Annotated in this window: 12 protein-coding genes; 11 read left to right on the top strand and 1 reads right to left on the bottom strand. The window is 64.8% G+C overall.

The genetic code is table 11. The features are described 5' to 3' along the window. Positions 1-359 precede the first annotated feature (359 nt). The 10 genes from IPJ17_15770 to IPJ17_15815 all read left to right on the top strand — a co-directional run bounded on the left by IPJ17_15770 (position 360) and on the right by IPJ17_15815 (position 14,110). Entirely contained in the window at positions 360-992 is a 633-nt protein-coding gene (locus tag IPJ17_15770) for an NYN domain-containing protein (protein ID QQR72933.1), read from the top strand. A gap of 13 nt (positions 993-1,005) precedes the next feature. Next, positions 1,006-2,598: an SAM-dependent DNA methyltransferase gene (locus tag IPJ17_15775; GenBank protein ID QQR72934.1), complete on the top strand. Its 1,593-nt coding sequence runs from the start codon at positions 1,006-1,008 to the stop codon at positions 2,596-2,598. A 10-nt stretch (positions 2,599-2,608) separates the two neighbouring features. After that, positions 2,609-3,838, top strand: coding sequence for a restriction endonuclease subunit S (locus IPJ17_15780; protein QQR72935.1), 1,230 nt, complete (start codon positions 2,609-2,611; stop codon positions 3,836-3,838). Further along, complete coding sequence (locus tag IPJ17_15785) at positions 3,835-5,859, top strand: DUF87 domain-containing protein (GenBank protein ID QQR72936.1); 2,025 nt, start codon at positions 3,835-3,837, stop codon at positions 5,857-5,859. Before IPJ17_15780 ends, IPJ17_15785 begins: the two co-directional genes overlap by 4 nt. A 68-nt stretch (positions 5,860-5,927) precedes the next feature. Continuing rightward, a complete protein-coding gene (locus IPJ17_15790; GenBank protein ID QQR72937.1) occupies positions 5,928-6,521 on the top strand; it encodes a hypothetical protein in 594 nt (197 codons plus the stop codon). Between the two features lie 110 nt (positions 6,522-6,631). Next, positions 6,632-9,763 carry a type I restriction endonuclease subunit R gene (locus IPJ17_15795; protein ID QQR72938.1) on the top strand — a complete coding sequence of 1,044 codons (3,132 nt, stop codon included), beginning with the start codon at positions 6,632-6,634 and terminating at the stop codon, positions 9,761-9,763. Between the two features lie 194 nt (positions 9,764-9,957). Continuing rightward, positions 9,958-11,253: a DUF262 domain-containing protein gene (locus IPJ17_15800; GenBank protein ID QQR72939.1), complete on the top strand. Its 1,296-nt coding sequence runs from the start codon at positions 9,958-9,960 to the stop codon at positions 11,251-11,253. A gap of 65 nt (positions 11,254-11,318) precedes the next feature. Further along, a complete protein-coding gene (locus IPJ17_15805) occupies positions 11,319-11,753 on the top strand; it encodes a hypothetical protein (protein ID QQR72940.1) in 435 nt (144 codons plus the stop codon). Between the two features lie 14 nt (positions 11,754-11,767). Continuing rightward, positions 11,768-13,036: a hypothetical protein gene (locus IPJ17_15810; protein QQR72941.1), complete on the top strand. Its 1,269-nt coding sequence runs from the start codon at positions 11,768-11,770 to the stop codon at positions 13,034-13,036. Between the two features lie 33 nt (positions 13,037-13,069). Further along, the gene (locus tag IPJ17_15815) at positions 13,070-14,110 is read left to right on the top strand and encodes a DUF91 domain-containing protein (GenBank protein ID QQR72942.1); all 1,041 of its coding nucleotides are present in this window, start codon (positions 13,070-13,072) and stop codon (positions 14,108-14,110) included. Between the two features lie 345 nt (positions 14,111-14,455). On the opposite strand, the gene IPJ17_15820 is transcribed toward IPJ17_15815, so the two are convergent. Then, positions 14,456-16,270, bottom strand: a complete 1,815-nt coding sequence (locus IPJ17_15820) for a beta-propeller fold lactonase family protein (protein QQR72943.1) — start codon at positions 16,268-16,270, stop codon at positions 14,456-14,458. Between the two features lie 260 nt (positions 16,271-16,530). Here IPJ17_15820 and IPJ17_15825 point away from each other — a divergent pair, with 260 nt between their 5' ends. Next, positions 16,531-17,511 carry an HNH endonuclease gene (locus IPJ17_15825; GenBank protein ID QQR72944.1) on the top strand — a complete coding sequence of 327 codons (981 nt, stop codon included), beginning with the start codon at positions 16,531-16,533 and terminating at the stop codon, positions 17,509-17,511. Positions 17,512-17,747 lie beyond the last annotated feature (236 nt).

Consider the following 17,747-nt stretch of genomic DNA (forward strand, 5'->3'; position numbering starts at 1 on the left):
GACGAGCCCCGCCTCGGCCCCACTCCCCTTCCGCATCGCCGTCCCCGACGGCGGCGGGTGCTCGTTCCTCCGCCGGCCAGGCGAGCTTCGGCACCGTGAGGCCTTCGCGTGGCGTGCCGAGCAGGGTCTCAGACGATAGGCTTCGGGCCGCATGTCTGCCATGAGCTCGAGGATCTGAAAGGTGTCGGCTCAGGACCATGCCCGGGGCCGGACACACGGCAGGGAGTCGGCGCCGTACCGGCCGCTGTCCCGCCACTTGACACGCCTCGCTTCCGCAAAGATGATGGATCCATCTGCTCCCCGCTGGATCAGCCCTCTGGGCCTCCGGCGGGGTTTTGTGCTTCTGGGAGGTTCTGGTCGTGCCCACTGAGCCCTCGACGAAGCGCACCGTCGTCTTCATCGACGGCCAGAACCTCTACTACGCCGTCAAGCAGGCCTTCGGCTACAACTTCCCCAATTACGATGTCCCGGCGCTGGCCGCCGCGCTCTGCCAGCGTGCGGGCTGGACACTCGCCGGCACCTACTTCTACACCGGCATCCCGAGCGCCCAGGACCACCCGGGCTGGAACCACTTCTGGTCCGCGAAGCTAGCCGTGATGGGAACCCGGGGTGTCGTGACCTTCGCGCGCCAGCTCAAGTATCGGAACCAGACCGTGGCGCTGCCGGGCGGAGCGACAACGACGGTGCTCGTCGGCCAGGAGAAGGGCGTCGACGTGCGGCTCGCGCTCGACATCGTCCGCCTGGCGCGCGAGGCGGCCTTCGACGTCGCGCTCGTCCTGTCGCAGGATCAGGACCTCTCGGAGGTGGCCGACGAGGTGCGCCAGATCTCGATCGCTCAGCAGCGTTGGATCAAGCTCGCCTCGGCATTTCCGACGAGCCCGACCTACCCGAACCGGCGCGGCGTGAACCGCACGGACTGGCTGCCCTTCGACCGCGCTTTCTACGACGGCTGTATCGACCCGATCGACTATCGACGAGGGGTCGAACCCTAAGGACGGGGGAACGATGGCGAGAGGCGGCAAGACGAAGGCCTCCGGCACCGAGCTCGGCTTCGAAGCCAAGCTCTGGGCGGCGGCCGATGCGCTGCGCAACAACATGGACGCGGCCGAGTACAAGCACGTCGTCCTCGGACTGATCTTCTTGAAGTACATCTCGGACGCCTTCGAGGCGAAGCACGCCGAGCTCGCCGCGCAGCGGGCGCAGGGGGCCGACCCGGAGGATCCGGACGAGTACCGCGCCGCGAGCATCTTCTGGGTGCCGAAGGAGGCGCGCTGGGCGCACCTCAAGGCGAACGCGCCGCAGCCGACGATCGGCACGCTGGTCGACGACGCGATGGCGGCGATCGAGCGCGACAACCCCTCGCTCAAGGGGGTGCTGCCGAAGGACTTCGGGCGGCTCGGCCTCGACAAGCAGCGGCTCGGGCAGATCATCAACCTGGTGAGCGACATCGCCCTCGGCAGCGCCGCCGACCGCGCCAAGGACACCCTCGGCCGCGTCTACGAGTACTTCCTGGCGCGCTTCGCCAGCGCCGAGGGCAAGAGCGGCGGGCAGTTCTACACGCCGTCGCACGTGGTGCGGGTGCTGGTCGAGATGCTGGCTCCCTTCAAGGGCCGGGTCTACGACCCCTGCTGCGGCTCGGGCGGGATGTTCGTCTCGAGCGAGAAGTTCATCGAGGCGCACAGCGGCAAGGTCGGCGACATCTCGATCTACGGCCAGGAGTCGAACTACACGACCTGGCGCCTGGCGAAGATGAACCTCGCGATCCGCGGCATCGACGCGCAGATCGTCCACGGCGACACCTTCCACAATGACCAGCACCCGGACCTGAAGGCCGACTACGTGCTGGCGAATCCGCCGTTCAACGACAGCGACTGGCGCGGCGAGCTGCTCAAGGAGGACAAGCGCTGGGTCTACGGCGTCCCGCCGGCCGGCAACGCGAACTTCGCCTGGGTGCAGCACTTCATCCACCACCTCGCCCCCACCGGCCTCGCCGGCTTCGTGCTCGCCAACGGCTCGATGTCGTCGAACCGGTCGGGCGAGGGCGAGATCCGCAAGGCGATCCTCGAGGCCGACCTCGTCGACTGCATGGTCGCCCTGCCGGGCCAGCTCTTCTACTCCACTCAGATTCCGGTCTGCCTCTGGTTCCTGACCCGCAACAAAGCTGCACGTCATCCTGAGCGAAGCGCCGCAGGCGCGAAGTCGAAGGATCTCGCTTTCCGCGACCGCCGCGGAGAGACGCTCTTCCTCGATGCCCGCAAGATGGGCTCTCTCGTCGACCGCACCCATCGCGAGCTCACCGAAGACGACGTCGCCAAGATCGCCGGCACCTACCACGCCTGGCGCGGCGACGCCGGGGCCGGCAAGTACAAGGACGTGCCGGGCTTCTGCAAGAGCGCGACGCTCGAGGAGATCCGCAAGCACGGCCACGTGCTGACTCCCGGCCGCTACGTCGGCGCCGGGGCTGCGGAGGACGATGGGGATCCGTTTGACGTGAAGATGAAGCGCCTCGTCGCGATGCTGCGCGAGCAGCAGGCCGAAGCTGCGCGGCTTGACGCCGCGATCATCGCCAACCTCAGGGAGCTTGGCTTTGTCGACTGAATGGAGAGAGGTGACGCTGGATTGCCTCTATGAGTTCAGTTCCGGGCTCTCCAAGCCCCGCACCGAGTTTGGCACTGGTTTTCCGTTCTTGTCGTTCAAGGATGTCTTCGACAACTACTTCGTCCCACGTGAGCTCAAGGAAAGGGTCAGGTCTACGGAGCAGGAGCGACGGGCGCTTTCCGTCAAGCGCGGTGATGTATTTCTGACCCGGACAAGCGAAACCGTGGATGAGCTCGGAATGAGCTGTGTCGCACTGCGGGACATTCCGGATGCCACCTTCAACGGATTCACAAAGCGTCTCAGGCCGAGGCCCGATGCCCGTGTGGCGCCAGAGTATGCGGGTTACTACTTCAGAGGCCCGGAGTTTCGGTCGCAGGTCTACGCCATGTCGTCGCTGTCGACCCGAGCAAGCCTCAACAGCGAGATGCTCTCAAGGCTGACCATCCGCCTTCCGAGCACACCCGTGCAAGAGCGGATCGGGGCAGTGCTGAAAGCGCTGGACGACAAGATCGACCTGAACCGGCGGATGAGCGAGACGCTGGAGGCGATGGCGCAGGCGCTCTTCAAGTCGTGGTTCGTGGACTTCGAGCCGGTGCGGGCGAAGGCGGCCGGCTACAACACCGGGCTCGGAGTAAGTCTCGGTGCGGTGTTTCCCGCGGAGCTCGCTGAATCCGATGTCGGTGAGATTCCAGCCGGCTGGCTCGTGCAGGAGATCGGCGATCTTCTGGAATTGGCCTATGGGAAGGCGCTGCGAGCCGAAGACCGCAAGATCGGGACGGTACCGGTCTACGGCTCCAATGGCCAGGTCGGCTGGCACGACCAGCGTCTGGTGTCTGGTCCAGGAATCGTTGTCGGTAGGAAGGGCAACCCAGGAGTTGTAACTTGGGTTCCGACCGACTTCTTTCCCATTGACACGACGTTCTTCGTGATTCCGAAGCTCGATTGCCGGAGCCTTGAGTTCCTCTTCTTTGCTTTGCAGGACCAGGGCCTGAGCGCGCTCGGAGCCGATTCCGCTGTTCCAGGAGTAAACCGGAATCTCATCTACCAGAGCAAGCAGATCTTGCCCAGCCCGAGAGTGCTTGAGGAGTTCAGTCGCATTGCTGGAAGCCTCCTTGACCGATCTCGCGAGTGTGTAGCTGAGGCTCAGGTTCTTGGAGCACTTCGCGACGCGCTCTTGCCAGGGCTGATCAGCGGCGACCTGATGATTGACCGGATGTCCACACTTGGGGGCCGAGGATGAAGCGGCGGACGCGACTGTTCCTTTTCCTGATCTCGCTGGTGATCCTCCTGGTCGTTGGACGGCTCGTCACAGGTAGCTTCTCCTTTGCGCTGAGTCAATTCTGGTTCACATCGGGTCTCTTCCTCCTGCTCCTCCTATCACTCATCGACCAGCCGCACTTCTCGAAGGATGCCAACGTCTTCGTGAATGCTGTGACGGGTTGGGTGGCACTGCTGCTTGTCCCCGGCGGCAGCCGCAGCGGGATCTGGTGGGCCTTCCTTGCTTGGACAAGCTACCTTGCGGTCTCCAGTTACGCGCTCATTTGGCTGAGATCTCGCGACCTTGGGAATGAGGGGCCTGGAATCCAGTTGCTGTCGAGGGTGAACCGCGAGGTCGGCCGACCCGAGGCGCTGTTCTCGGCATTCTTCCTATGGGGATGTGTGCTTCAGTTCGGAAGCGCCGGCCTAGAGTCGAGCGCCCTCTTCTTCTATTGGGCTGTGTTCATGATTCTCAATCAACCGGCGCTGGCTAGGATCTTGGACACGGCGCTGGAAGGAGGAGGCAAGGGCCCGACCGCCATAGAGGGCTCCCTCGAGGGGCTCGTGAGCCCTCGCGTTGCCGCGATTCGCCTACCGGCAGAGTTCCCAGTCGAGGCTCTTGGGCTGGAGGTGGAACTCGTTGCGAACGAAGGAGAACCCGCGGCTTTGGGCGTGATCTTCGACGACCGGATCGTCTCCGGAGTTCGGCTCGGAAGAGTCGGCCTCACAAGCTTCCTCCCGGCGTGGCAAAGGGTGGTTGATGCCGGCCCCAGGCGACCAGCTGTGAAACTAACGGGCAATCGTGTCGATGGCGATGAGTGCCCGCTGAGCATCGTGGATGCGGGGACGACGATCGGCCATGTGGTTTTCCTGGTTCACCCTGACATCAAGCTCCAGGCAGGGGAAGTGGTGGCCACCATCAGCGGTTCGACAACAGACGTTCTTTATCAGGTGATCTCGGCGACCGTGCTCAAGGAAGCGGCCCCTGAAGCTAATGCAATTTACTCCGTGAAGGTCTTGGCTGGGCAGCTCGGTGTTTGGGACAGGACGAAGTGTCAGTTCGAAACTGTCCCGTGGGTCCCCGGCGCCGGACACATCGTGCGAAAGATCGGAGCGTCGTTGAACGTCGAGCACAGGCCTCCGCAGGGGCGCGAAGTTGTGGGGAGAGTTCCCAACTCGACCTTTCCCGTCCATGTAGCTGTTGATGACGTGGTGACCCACAACACAGCGCTGATTGGGGTCACCGGTAGCGGCAAGTCCTACCTCGCGTTTCACCTGATCGAGGCGATGGTCGCTCAGGGAATCCATGTTCTGATCCTCGACATTAGTCGGCAGCACGATTTGTATCTCACGGGACATGAGCCGACAGCACTCAAGAAGGCGGACGAAGTCGCCGCCTGGTTTGGCAGCAAGTCGCTCATCGGCATCCACCAGTTTGCTGTCGACGCGGACGGTTACCCGAAGGTCGCTGCGGATTTTGCCAAGGCCGCGTTTGACGAGGTCTCGAAGGCGAAACTTGAACGAGGGAAGAACCTCCCGGCAAGGCTGTGCATCGTTTTGGAGGAGGCGCACTCTCTGATCCCCGAGTGGAACCAAGTGGCACAGAAGGGAGACGAGCAGCAAGTCAATCGAACAGCTCGGTACATCCTGCAGGGCCGAAAATTCGGAATGGGTGTGGTCGTCGTGACACAACGAACTGCGAACGTGACGAAGACAATCCTCAATCAATGCAACACGATCTTCGCTCTGCAGTCGTTTGACCAGACGGGCTTGGACTTCTTGCGGAACTACATGGGCGAGGAGTACTCGCAGGCGATCTCAACCCTTCCGCCGCGTCACGCGATCCTTGTAGGCAAGGCGTCATCGTCATCGCGCCCACTGCTCTTCGTCGTGCAAGACCTTAGTGACCGCTGGGCAGCCTCGAGCGGCAATGAGACGGCTAGCAAGTCAGCGGCTACGGCAGCAGCCATACCCACTGAGCCAGGTGGCGAGAAGAAGCTGTGAGTTCGAGGTCCGCTGAACCAGTGGCAGCAACCGCAGCCCTCAGGTGGGGGGGAGTGCTGGCGCGCGGCTTGAATCTCGAACCGGCTCTCACTTCCGGGATGCCGGCGGCCGACCGGAATAGCCCTGGCTTCCTGGACCTCGCGCTTGATGGGCAGCTGCGGCAATCGTTCGAGCGACTTGCGCCGGAGTTCCCTCACGAGCCCACACGTGAGGCCCGCCGCAAACCGCTTCGGGCGGAAGCGGCTTCGCTGCTCGAGCGCCGCCGCGCACATTGGCGGGTGAAAGCCGGCGGCGTCACATGGCGAGAGAAAGGAAGCGGGATCGACCGCTTGGTCGAGGCGGAAGAGATCATTCAACTTCCGGCTCCGGACCTCAGAAGCGGTCACCGCCGGACGGTCGTCACCATCTTCGGCCCGAGACCGTTCGAGCAAATGGACCGGGACGACCGCATTCGGGCCTGCTATCAGCACTGCGCCTTGCGGTGGGTCATGTCGGAGCGAATGACCAACCAGTCCCTACGGGAGCGGTTTCACCTGCCCGAGGGTAAGGCCGCGATCGCGTCGCAGGTGATCGCGGCCACGATCGAGGCGGGTCTCGTCAAACCGGATGAGAAGGTCGGCGCCTCTCGGAGGTTTGCTCGGTACCTGCCGTTCTGGGCCTAGGTTCATTTAAGAGATGCCGGCATGCAAGCGCCATCAGCACTGACAAGCCCTTTCCTTACAGTTACTTGGCCATTTAAGGCCTTCCCCAAGGCCAGTCGGGCGGCTGGGTGATGCACTTCACCGAATCCACCGTCGAAGAAGCCACCCTCGCCTGGGCCACCGGCATCGGATTCGACTACCAGCCCGGCCCGACGATCGCCCCGGGCGAGCTCTACGCCGAGCGGCGCGACTTCGGGCAGGTGGTGCTCGAGGAGCGGCTCAAGCAGGCGCTCGCGCGGCTCAATCCGGACCTCTCCGCCGAAGCCAGCCGGGAGGCCTTCCGCAAGCTCCTGCTGGCCGAGGGCGCCAACCTCGTCGGCCGCAACCGCGCCGTCCACCGGATGCTGGTCGACGGCGTCAACGTCGAGTACGCCCGCATGGACGGCTCGATCGCCGGCGCCCAGGCGCGGGTCATCGACTTCGAGAAGCCCGAGAACAACGACTGGCTCGCGGTCAACCAGCTCACCGTCGTCGAAGGCAACCACAACCGCCGGCCGGACGTGGTGCTGTTCGTCAACGGCATGCCGCTCGTCGTCATCGAGCTCAAGAACGCCGCCGACGAGAAGGCAGACGTGTGGAAGGCGTTCCGGCAGCTCCAGACCTACAAGAAGCAGATCCCGTCGCTCTTCGTCTACAACGTCGCCCTCGTCGCCTCCGACGGGACCACGGCGCGCCTCGGCACCCTCACGGCCGATCGCGAGCGGTTCATGCCGTGGCGGACGATCGACGGCCGCGGGCTCGCGCCGAAGTCGATGCCAGAGCTCGAAGTGCTGATGAAGGGCGTCTTCGACAAGCGCCGCTTCCTCGACCTCCTCCGCCACTTCGTCGTCTTCGAGGAGGGCGACGGCGGCAAGCTCGCCAAGAAGATGGCGGGCTACCACCAGTTCCACGCCGTCAACGTCGCCGTCGCCGAAACGATGCGCGCGGCAGCGCTGGGGAGCGGCGAGATCGTCGAAGAGGGGATCTACGAGTCGGGCCGCAAGAGCGGCGGCGAGGCTGGCGACCGGCGGATCGGCGTCGTCTGGCACACCCAGGGGTCGGGCAAGAGCCTGACCATGGCCTTCTACGCCGGGCGATTGATCCTCGACCCGCGGATGGCCAACCCGACGATCGTCGTGATGACCGACCGCAACGATCTCGACGACCAGCTCTTCGGCACCTTCGCCCGCTGCCGCGAGCTGCTGCGCCAGCCACCCGTCCAGGCGCAGAGCCGCAGCGACCTGCGCGAGAAGCTGCGCGTCGCTGGCGGCGGGGTCGTCTTCTCCACACTCCAGAAGTTCTTCCCGGAACGAGAGGGCGACGCCCATCCGCTCCTCTCCGACCGCCGCAACATCGTCGTCCTCGCCGACGAGGCGCACCGCAGCCAGTACGACTTCATCGACGGCTACGCGCGCCACCTGCGCGACGCCCTGCCGAACGCCTCCTTCATCGGCTTCACCGGCACGCCGATCGAGAAGAGCGACGCCAACACGCGGGCGGTCTTCGGCGACTACATCAGCGTCTACGACATCCAGCGCGCCGTCGAAGACGGTGCCACGGTGCCGATCTACTACGAGAGCCGGCTCGCCAAGCTCGGCCTCGACGAGCGCGAGCGGCCGAAGATCGACCCGGCGTTCGAGGAGGTCACCGAGGGCGAGGAGATCTCGGAGAAGGAGCGCCTGAAGAGCAAGTGGGCGCAGCTCGAGGCGATCGTCGGCACCGAGAAGCGCGTGCGGCTGATCGCCCAGGATCTCGTCGCCCACTTCGAGGAGCGCCTCGCGGCGATGGACGGCAAGGCGATGGTCGTCTGCATGAGCCGGCGGATCTGCGTCGAGCTCTACCAGGAGATCGCGCGCCTGCGCCCGGCCTGGCACTCGCGCGAGGACGACGCCGGCTCGATGAAGGTGGTGATGACCGGCTCGGCCTCCGACCCGCTCGACTGGCAAGACCACATCCGCAACAAGGCTCGCCGCGAGGAGCTCGCCAAGCGCTTCCGCAACGCCAAGGACCCGTTCCGTCTGGTGATCGTGCGCGACATGTGGCTCACCGGCTTCGACGCGCCCAGCCTGCACACCATGTACCTCGACAAGCCGATGCACGGCCACGGGCTGATGCAGGCGATCGCGCGGGTCAACCGCGTCTTCCGCGACAAGCCCGGCGGTCTGGTGGTCGACTACCTCGGCCTCGCCGACGAGCTGCGCCAAGCGCTCGCCGCCTACACCGAGAGCCAGGGCAAGGGCGAGATCACCATCTCGCAGGAGGACGCGGTCGCGGCGCTGCGCAAGTTCCACGAGATCTGCGCCGGGCTTCTCCACCCCTTCGACTGGTCGCTCTGGAAGCGCGGCAAGGCCGAGGAGAAGCTCGCCCTCATCCCGGCGGCGCAGGAGCAGGTGCTCTCGCAGGAGGACGGCAAGAGCCGCTTCGTCCAGGCGGTGCGCGACCTGTCGAGCGCCTTCGCTCTCGCGGTGCCGCACGAGGCGGCGCTCGCGCTGCGCGACGACGTGGCCTTCTTCCAGGCGATCCGCGCCGCTCTGCTCAAGGGCGAGCCGGGCGACGACGAGCCGCGTCCGCTCGATCTCGACCGCGCCGTGCGCCAGATCGTCTCGCAGGCGATCGCCCCCGAGGGGGTCGTCGACCTCTTCGCCGCCGCGGGGTTGAAGAAGCCCGACATCTCGATCCTTTCCGACGAGTTCCTCGCCGAAGTGAAGGGCATGCAGCGGAAGAACCTCGCCGTCGAGCTCCTCCGCAAGCTGCTCGCCGGCGAGATCAAGGCCCGCGGACGGACGAACGTCGTCCAGGCCCGCTCCTTCGCCGAGCTGCTCGACCAGGCGCTCAAGCGCTACCAGAACCGCGCCATCGAGACCGCCCAGGTGATCGAGGAGCTGATCGCCCTCGCCAAGGAGATGCGCCGCGCCGCCGCCAAGGGCGTCGACCTCGGCCTCACCGACGACGAGCTCGCCTTCTACGACGCCCTCGAAGCCAACGACAGCGCCGTCAAGATCCTCGGCGACGACATCCTCCGCACCATCGCCCGCGAGCTCGTCGCCACCGTCAAGAAGAACGTCACCATCGACTGGACCCTCCGCGAGAACGTCCGCGCCCAACTCCGCGTCCTCGTCAAACGCATCCTCCGCAAGTACGGCTACCCGCCCGACAAGCAGGAGAAAGCCACCGCGACAGTGCTGGAGCAGGCGGAGGTGTTGAGTGAGGGGTGGGCAGGGTGAGTACATCTCAGTCGTCTAACGAGCACGCATCTCGCCGCGCTGACGAATCGCGACGCCTAGCTTGGTGCGGCGGTCTTGGAGGAAAAGGAAGGAGCTGGCCTGCGCCAGGCAGATGCTCGATGGGGATTTCCAGCGATCAACTGCCGTTTGCAGGTCGACCCGGCAATGCCCTCTCCGCATAGGAGGTTGAAGCAATGGAGCTGAGGAGCGACTTTGGAGAGCGCACGATCAACGAGCTCTGCCTCATGTTCCGCAGTGGGCAGATCAACCTCGCGCCTGGCTTTCAGCGCAAGTCGGTCTGGAGTCTGAGCGACAGGAGGCGGCTTATCCATTCAATCGCACGCTCCTACCCAGTGCCGTGCATCTTCCTCTACAAGCGCAACCTTCGCGGGCGGCTCGTCTACGACGTGATCGACGGCAAGCAGCGGCTCGAGTCGCTCTTCATGTTTCTCCGGCAAGGGAGATTCAAGGATCAGGCCTTCGAGGCGCGTCTCGAACTATCGAACGACTATGACTGGCTCGACTGGGGGACGATCAAGCGACGGCTCCCGCATGACCGGCACCGTATCGAGTCGTACAAGATTCAGACTGTCGAGGTCGAGGGCGACCTTAGCGCCATCATCGACCTCTTCGTACGCATCAACTCGACTGGGAAGCCGCTGACGCCAGGAGAGAAGCGTCATGCTCGCTTCTTCACGAGCCGGTTCCTCAAGGAGGCCGAGCACCTCGTTTCACGGAATCAGAGGTTCTACCTGGACAATGGCATTCTGTCTCGCTCCCAGCTAGACCGGATGAAGGGCACCGAGCTTGTTTCCGAGCTTCTCATGTCGATTCATCAGGGCGGACCAATCAACAAGAAGACCGCACTCGATCGCGCCATCGGCAACGAGAGTGTCAACGGCAATACCCTTGCTCGCGTAGTCAAGGAGTACACCGCCACCTTGACCATCATCAAGAGGTTGCTCCCGGACATTCGAAGAACCCGATTCAGGAATACGGCAGACTTCTACTCCCTCTTCATGCTCCTCTGGGAGCTACGAGGGAAGAAGCTCGCCTTGACCGACCGCCGGCGGGGAGCGATCGCTGGTCAACTTCTCCTTCGACTCTCCAATGGAGTCGACGAGCTGAGGGACCGACTTCGGCGAGCAAAGCCAGCAAGACAAGACCAACAGTTCTACGCTCGCTATCTTCTTACCGTGCAAGGCGACACGGATAGTGCCGCCAACCGCCAGCGCCGGGCAGAGATTCTACGGGGCCTTCTCTCTTCCGTCTTCGAGTTCAAGGACGACCGGCGCGGCTTTTCCCAAGAGCAGCGACGGCTAATCTGGAATCGCGAGGAGAAGAGGGCTTGTACGAAGTGTCGCCGGTCGCTCACCTGGAGTGATTTCACGGTCGATCATGTGAAGGCATGGGCTCGAGGGGGCAAGACCGCTCTGACGAATGCCCAACTGCTTTGCCGCGCATGCAACAGCAAGAAGGGTGCCCGATAGCCGGGACTTCGCCCTTCACGACAGGTACTGGTGTCCCCTTCAGCTACCCCGCGACGGCCAAGGCGATGACACCCGAGCCGGTACTTCTCCGTCGTGGCAAGGCCTTCCACCAGCGGGTTCAGGCGGACTGGCTGGCCAACGCTTCGGGAGGCACGGTGCGGCTCGAGCACCCGGTGGAAGTTCGCCACCTCCCGGCCGGCGCTCGACATTTCCGGCGCGGCCGCATCGACGTCTTCGTCGACCCGTCAGGCGATTTCGTGACGGTGGTGGAGATCAAGGCTACGGCATGGGACCGGATCAAGCCTGCTAACCGCCGCAAGCTGCTCGCCTCCCATCGACGCCAGGTCATGAAGTACGCCGATACCTACATCGACCGCGACGAGCTCTGGGTCTGTGCCGGCGTCATCTACGCCTCTCCGCCTCGAGACCTGGCAATGCGCAGCGAAATCGAGAGGTACTTCGAGGAGAACGCACTACAGATCGTCTGGTACGACGAGTGAGGCGAGGCACCTGCATGCAAGAGATCGATCCCGAGATCCGAGAGTCTGTCGCCGACGTCACTTTGGGCTTCGTCGAGGAGGCGCTCGCCTGCGATATCGAGAAGTCTCTCCTGGCCGGCCTAGGGCGAGGAGCAGTCTTCGAGGACCCGGGCGGCCCGGACGACCTATTTAGATCCGCCGTGGCAAGGGCGATCCGCGCGATCCACGCCAAGGACGCCGACGGACTGATGCCGCAGTTCCTGGCCAAGGGTCCTTACTTCGATGCGGGGGAGATTCCCCAAGAGAGGATGGCCGACTTTCTGTCCGACGAGTCCGTTGCGGCAGCGATCCGGTTCATTCACTCCTCGGCGATCAACAGCTTCCAGGGAGCGCTCGCCGAGCTGCTCGCCGTGGGACCGGTCTGCGCCATCGTCGAGCGCGTCTTCGGTTCGAACAGCCCGCGCGTCTTCTGCGGGGATACCGTCCTCGCACGCAAGCCGCGAATCGGTTCCTGGGGAAAGGCCGCCGACCTGCACCTTCTCGATGTCCAGGGCGAGGGCACTTTAGCGGAGGCCTTCGTCCGCGGCGTCGTCGAGGTGAAGTCCTACATCACCACCCCCGAGAAGCTACGGTTTCAGGTGGCTCAACACCTGAAGCGCCCAAGTCGAGGCCTCCTCGTCCAGGGCCACGAGATCTCGATGGAGCGAGTTCGACCTGACCCGAAGGGTTCGCCGCCGATCGAGATCATGGTCGTCCCCAGCGACTGGGCCCTCTCTCGCGAGATCTGCTTCGACCGGGATGGTGACCGGATCTTCCTCGCCCAGGTTCCGGTCATTCCTCCCCAAGAACTGGACCGCATCGAGATGCTCGAAGAGGGACGCTGGCTCGTTACCCTCCGCTGGTCGCAGGAAGCGCTGGCTTCGGTGGCCTATGAGATGACCTTCTGGTACCTGGGGCAGCTCGGCCAGTTGGCCTACGGGGAGGATCGGCCGCGAGGCTGGGAGGACCTGCCCCCAGAAGAGGCCGGCCGCGAGGCCGCCAAGATGATGCTCTACTACTCCATTCTCCGGGCCCGCACCACGCGAGAAGCTAGCCGCGCCATCGCACTCTTTAACAGCTACGGCTTCGGCTACGCTCTTGGCGCCCACTTCGTCGATCACAAGGGAACGAGACAGGAGCTCTTCTTCGAGGACCTCGAGCAGATTGCTCAGAACGGTATTTCGCGCACCGAGTCGATCGAGTTCCAGGACAAGGAAAGCGGTCGAGTACGAGTTATTCCACCTGCCCGCTGCAGAATCCGCTGATTCGCGAGGTCACTCGCCAAGGAGACCGCCCCCATGCCCACCGACACCCGAATCTGGAGAGTCACCCAAGGCGACCGTCTCGAGGAGATTCCCTCCGGCCGCCTCGACCGGGAGGAGCGCCTCGAGGCCTGGCTGGAGCGCGACATCGGCATCCTCTCGCCCAACCTGATGGTCATCGGCCGCCAGGTGCAAACCGACCATGGCGGCTTCATCGACCTACTCTGCATCGACGAGAGCGGCAATCTGACGATTGTCGAGATGAAGCGGGACAAGACACCGCGCGAGATCACCGCTCAGGCACTCGACTATGCGTCGTGGGTCGCAGAGCTGTCCCACGAGGACGTCACGAGGATCGCGGAGGGCTACCTCGCGGCCTCTGGGACGAGCTTCGCTGCAGCATTCCAGGCGCGCTTCAACTCCGACATCCCGGAAATCCTCAACGAAAACCACTCGATGGTCGTTCTCGGCTCGCGCATCGATGACAGTTCGGAAAGGATCGTGCGGTACCTTTCGGAGAAGTTCGACGTGCCGATCAACGCCGCGAGCTTTCGATTCCTTGGATCGCCCGAGAAGGGCGGGGAGTTTCTTGCGCGGACCTTCCTCCTCGAGCCGTCCGAGGTCGTCTCGGGAGGTGGGCCGAAGTCCAAGCGGGCGCCCAACCTCAGCCCGGAACAGTTGGCTGAGGTCGCGACCGAGATGGGCGTCCGCCCTTTGTATGACCTGCTCGCGAGCGGCTTCCACCGTCACTTCAGGCGACAGACGACCAAGACCTCTCTCGCCTTCACCGCCAGGATCGGCAGCAGCCGGAACACGGTTCTGACTTTGATTCCGGAGGAGAGCAGCGCCGAGTCCGGCGTGTCGTTCCACGCCTACACGAACCGCCTCTCAGCCGTGCTCGGCATGCCATCGGAGGAGATCAAGGCCCAGCTTCCGGCAGCGGCGAGGAACTGGCAATACGTCGGGACGGACCCCGACTGGTCGGGACTCGCCGGCCATTTCGATTCCGAGTCTGCCCGTCGGTTCCTCGCTTTTCTTGATGGGTGTGCAGCGCTCGAGGAGCCGGGCAACGGCTAGAGCCAGGGCTCGCCCCGAGCAACTTGAGCTGCCACCGCTCTCGGTTTCATGGCCCATGACTAGACCAGAGGCAGCAGCGAAGTTGACTCGCAGCTTCTCGCCCATCCCGGCGCCTCATCTCGAGCCGCCCCTGCCCGCCACCCTTCCATCACCCAGGACTCGACCGAGATCCTGATCGTCGGCCTCATCCGTCCGCCGGAGGCCGGCAAGCCCTTCCTCGTGGAAACCCACCTGCGAGCGCAGCGGAATCGCCACCCTCGCAGGTGGTGCACTCTCTTCCTTGAGCCCTGGATTCTCCCCGTCTACCCAGGGTCTTTCCGAGTATCTACGCGGGCACCCGGAAGCTCAGTGCCCCTGATCGTGAGGAATTCGCACCGTGGTCGTCGTTCTGGCGCGGTTTCCCGACGAATCGCCACAGACGATCCCGAGGGTGTAGATCCGGTCACCGGCACTTCCATCGCGTTCGGCCCGGAGCCAGACCGTCGTGGCGCTGGCGATCTGCCAGTCCGGGTTCGTGCTGCCGCCTCCCGTCGAACCCGTCCCCTGGTTCGAGGAGACATCCGCGATGGCACAGGCCGGGCGCGGGTCACAGCCGTCCACCACGGCGGCGGTGACCTTCACGAGGACCATCTTGTGATTCGGCGGCCAGAGCTGCGCCGGGCTCGGGGAGACGGTGCCCATCACCGGGGGCGTCTGATCGAGGACGCGGGCCACTGCGGTGTCGGAGTCGACACCGCCCTGTCCGTCGTTGACGGTCAGCAGGAACTGGTGAACGCCGAGCGGCAGAGAGAACTGCGGCGAGGTGCTGCTCGAGGTGAAGCCGGTGTCGCTCTGCCAGGCGAAGGCCAGCGAGTCCCCGTCAGGATCGGATGACCGGGAGCCGTCGAGAGTCACCTGGCCACGGCAATCCGCGCCTGCCGCCACCGTTCGGTCGTCACCGGCATCGGCAGTGGGCTCGCCGTTGAGCCGCGAGAAGACCGCAAGCGCGTTGTCGTCGTGGCCCGCGACATAGACGTTCCTGCTGTCCGGACTGGTGGTCACGTCGGACCCTCCCGCCAGACCATCGATGCCGTTGACGCCATCCAGGAACGCCTGGCTGAAGGCGAGGCGACCGTCCGCGGAATTGCGAGCGAAGACGACCAGCGAGCCGTGACCTTTGGTGTAGACCCAGCGACCGTCCGGGCTCACCGCCACCGCATTCGTCCGGACCATTCCGTAAGCGCCACCCATCCCGTCTCGCTGCGCCTCGAGGTAAGTCAGCTCACCTGTCGCCGGATTGCGAGCGAAGACCGCCAGCGCATTGTCCTCCGTTCCCGCTCCATAGACGTTCCGGCCGTCCGGGCTGATGGCGAGCTTGTACACTCCGTACAGCCCATCGACTCCTCCGACACCATCCCGGTAGGAAGCCACGAACGACAGCTCGCCTGTTGATTCGTTCCTGGCGAAGGCGGAGATCGAGTTGTCGAGGATCCCGACGCCGTAGACGTTCTTCCCGTCCGAGCTCACCGCGATCGCGGTCCCGCCGAACAGGCCGTCGACGCCCCCAACCCCGTCGCGCAGGGTCTGCCGGTAGTTCAGCTCGCCAGTTGCAGGGTCCCTGTCCCAGACCACGATGCTGTCGGCGTTGCTGGTTGGCGCGTAGACCGAGAGGCCGTCCGGACTGACGAAAGGACCGCGCACGTTCGCCACCGAGGGACTGCCGATGCCACCCGTTTCCACCTCGACCACGGTCAGGGCTCCGGAGAGCGCATCCCTCCTGAAGACCACGATTCGATCGTTGTAGCTCCAGGGACCATAGCCAGCGCCGGAGACGTAGACGTTGCGACCGTCCGGACTCACCGAAACGTCGATGGCACCCATCAGCACGTCGACGCTCGCGACGGTGTCGTCGGCAACACCTGCGAACGTCAGTCTTCCAGTAGCGGCGTCTCGTTGAAAGATCGAGACGATCCCAGTGAAGAGCGGGTAGTCGTGGTCGGTGACGTAGACGTGCCGGCCGTCGGGACTGACGGCAACCGAGAACGCTCCGCCCAATCCGACGACACCGTCGACCCCCTTTCTATGAAGCTCCACGAACTGGAGGTCCGCTGCCCAGCCGCCAGAAATCGAAAGGGCGAGCCCGACTACGGTGAGCACCACTGCGAGAATCGATCGCCGCACAGATTCCTCCGGTCAGCCCGGTGGTAGTTGGAGTCCGGACTGCGTTGCGGAAGATGGCAAGGCACATGCCAGGCCTTGCACCTGCTTTCAGGCGGGTTTCTCCTCGAATCGGCGAACCTGTTTCGCGGCTCGTGTAACGACCTTGTCGGTGTGCGCCCAATCCCTTGGCGAGAGCCCGACGCTGTCCTAAGAGCGCGCGCTGATGCCTCCCCGCTTCTCGCCTCGGAGCGATTCGCGTAGTCTTCCGACGCAGCCTCGCCATGCGCTACTGGTGGGTCAACCAGAACCAGACCTTCCGCCAGGAGTTCGGCGGCGGTTATCTCTGGTCGCCCAAGCGCAAGGCGGACGGGCATCGCAACGCCTTCTACGAGTCGATGCGCGAGGTGGCGCCGGGGGATCTGGTGTTCTCGTTCGCCGACACGCGCATCCGGGCCTTCGGGTTGGTGCGGTCGCACGCCTACGAGAATCCGAAGCCCGCGGAGTTCGGCTCGGCGGGGCGCAACTGGGAGAGCGTCGGCTGGCGGGTCGATGTCGAGTGGCACCCGGTGCACACGGTCGTGCGGCCCGTCGAGTGGATGGAGTTCCTGCGTCCGCTGCTCCCAGCCAAGTACTCTCCCCTGCTGCCCGACGGGCGCGGCGTGCAGGCCGTCTACCTCGCCGAGCTATCCAAGCCTCTGGCCCTGCAGCTCGCCCACCTCGTGGGGAGTGAGGTCGAGGCGATCGCGCGGACCGAGACCGTCGCCGAGGTCGCCGCCGACACCGCGCATCCCGAGCTTGCCCTGTGGGAGGAGCACCTTCGCCGGCGCATCGAGGACGACGCCTCGCTTCCCGACACCGAGCGCGAAGCGCTCGTGCTCGCCCGCCGCGGCCAGGGCCTCTTCCGCCAGCGGGTGCAGCTCCTCGAACAGCGCTGCCGCGTCACCGGCGTCGATCGCCTCGAGCACCTGCGCGCCAGCCACTGCAAGCCGTGGCGCGACAGCGACAACGCCGAGCGGCTCGACGGGGAGAACGGGCTGCTGCTGACGCCGTCGATCGACCATCTGTTCGATCGGGGGTTCATCTCTTTCCGCGAGGACGGGCGGCTGCTCGTGTCGCCGGTGGCCCACGGCCCGTCGCTCGCACGGATGGGCGTGCCGGTCGATCGCGAGCTGTTCGTGGGCGGGTTCAGCACCGGGCAGGGGCGGTATCTCGAGTTCCATCGCGACCAGGTGTGGCTCGCGGCGCAGCGAACGGGAGGGTGACGAGTCGCCGGTCGGTTCACCGGCCGCCCGGCCGCCCGGATCCCTCGCTCTCGCGCTCGGGACGACGAGGGGACTTGGTTGCGCCGCTCTCCTTTCCCGAGGAAGGGGCACGGACGAGCTCTCTTGCCGTCGGCGCGGAGCTCGCCTTGGAGCGGCTGAGGCCGCACGACACGTTCCGCTCAGCGGTCCGCAGATCATCCCTTCTCCCGCCGCTTCTCGGACCGGCCGGATCCGCG

The sequence above is a fragment of the Holophagales bacterium genome (assembly GCA_016699405.1).
GTDB lineage: Bacteria > Acidobacteriota > Thermoanaerobaculia > Multivoradales > JAGPDF01 > JAAYLR01.

Excerpts from the sequence above, each read along its gene's own strand:
- IPJ17_15775 (QQR72934.1), top strand. The coding sequence starts at position 1,006 with ATGGCGAGAGGCGGCAAGACGAAGGCCTCCGGCACCGAGCTCGGCTTC.
- IPJ17_15785 (QQR72936.1), top strand. The coding sequence starts at position 3,835 with ATGAAGCGGCGGACGCGACTGTTCCTTTTCCTGATCTCGCTGGTGATC.
- IPJ17_15795 (QQR72938.1), top strand. The coding sequence starts at position 6,632 with ATGCACTTCACCGAATCCACCGTCGAAGAAGCCACCCTCGCCTGGGCC.
- IPJ17_15800 (QQR72939.1), top strand. The coding sequence starts at position 9,958 with ATGGAGCTGAGGAGCGACTTTGGAGAGCGCACGATCAACGAGCTCTGC.
- IPJ17_15805 (QQR72940.1), top strand. The coding sequence starts at position 11,319 with ATGACACCCGAGCCGGTACTTCTCCGTCGTGGCAAGGCCTTCCACCAG.
- IPJ17_15810 (QQR72941.1), top strand. The coding sequence starts at position 11,768 with ATGCAAGAGATCGATCCCGAGATCCGAGAGTCTGTCGCCGACGTCACT.
- IPJ17_15815 (QQR72942.1), top strand. The coding sequence starts at position 13,070 with ATGCCCACCGACACCCGAATCTGGAGAGTCACCCAAGGCGACCGTCTC.
- IPJ17_15825 (QQR72944.1), top strand. The coding sequence starts at position 16,531 with ATGCGCTACTGGTGGGTCAACCAGAACCAGACCTTCCGCCAGGAGTTC.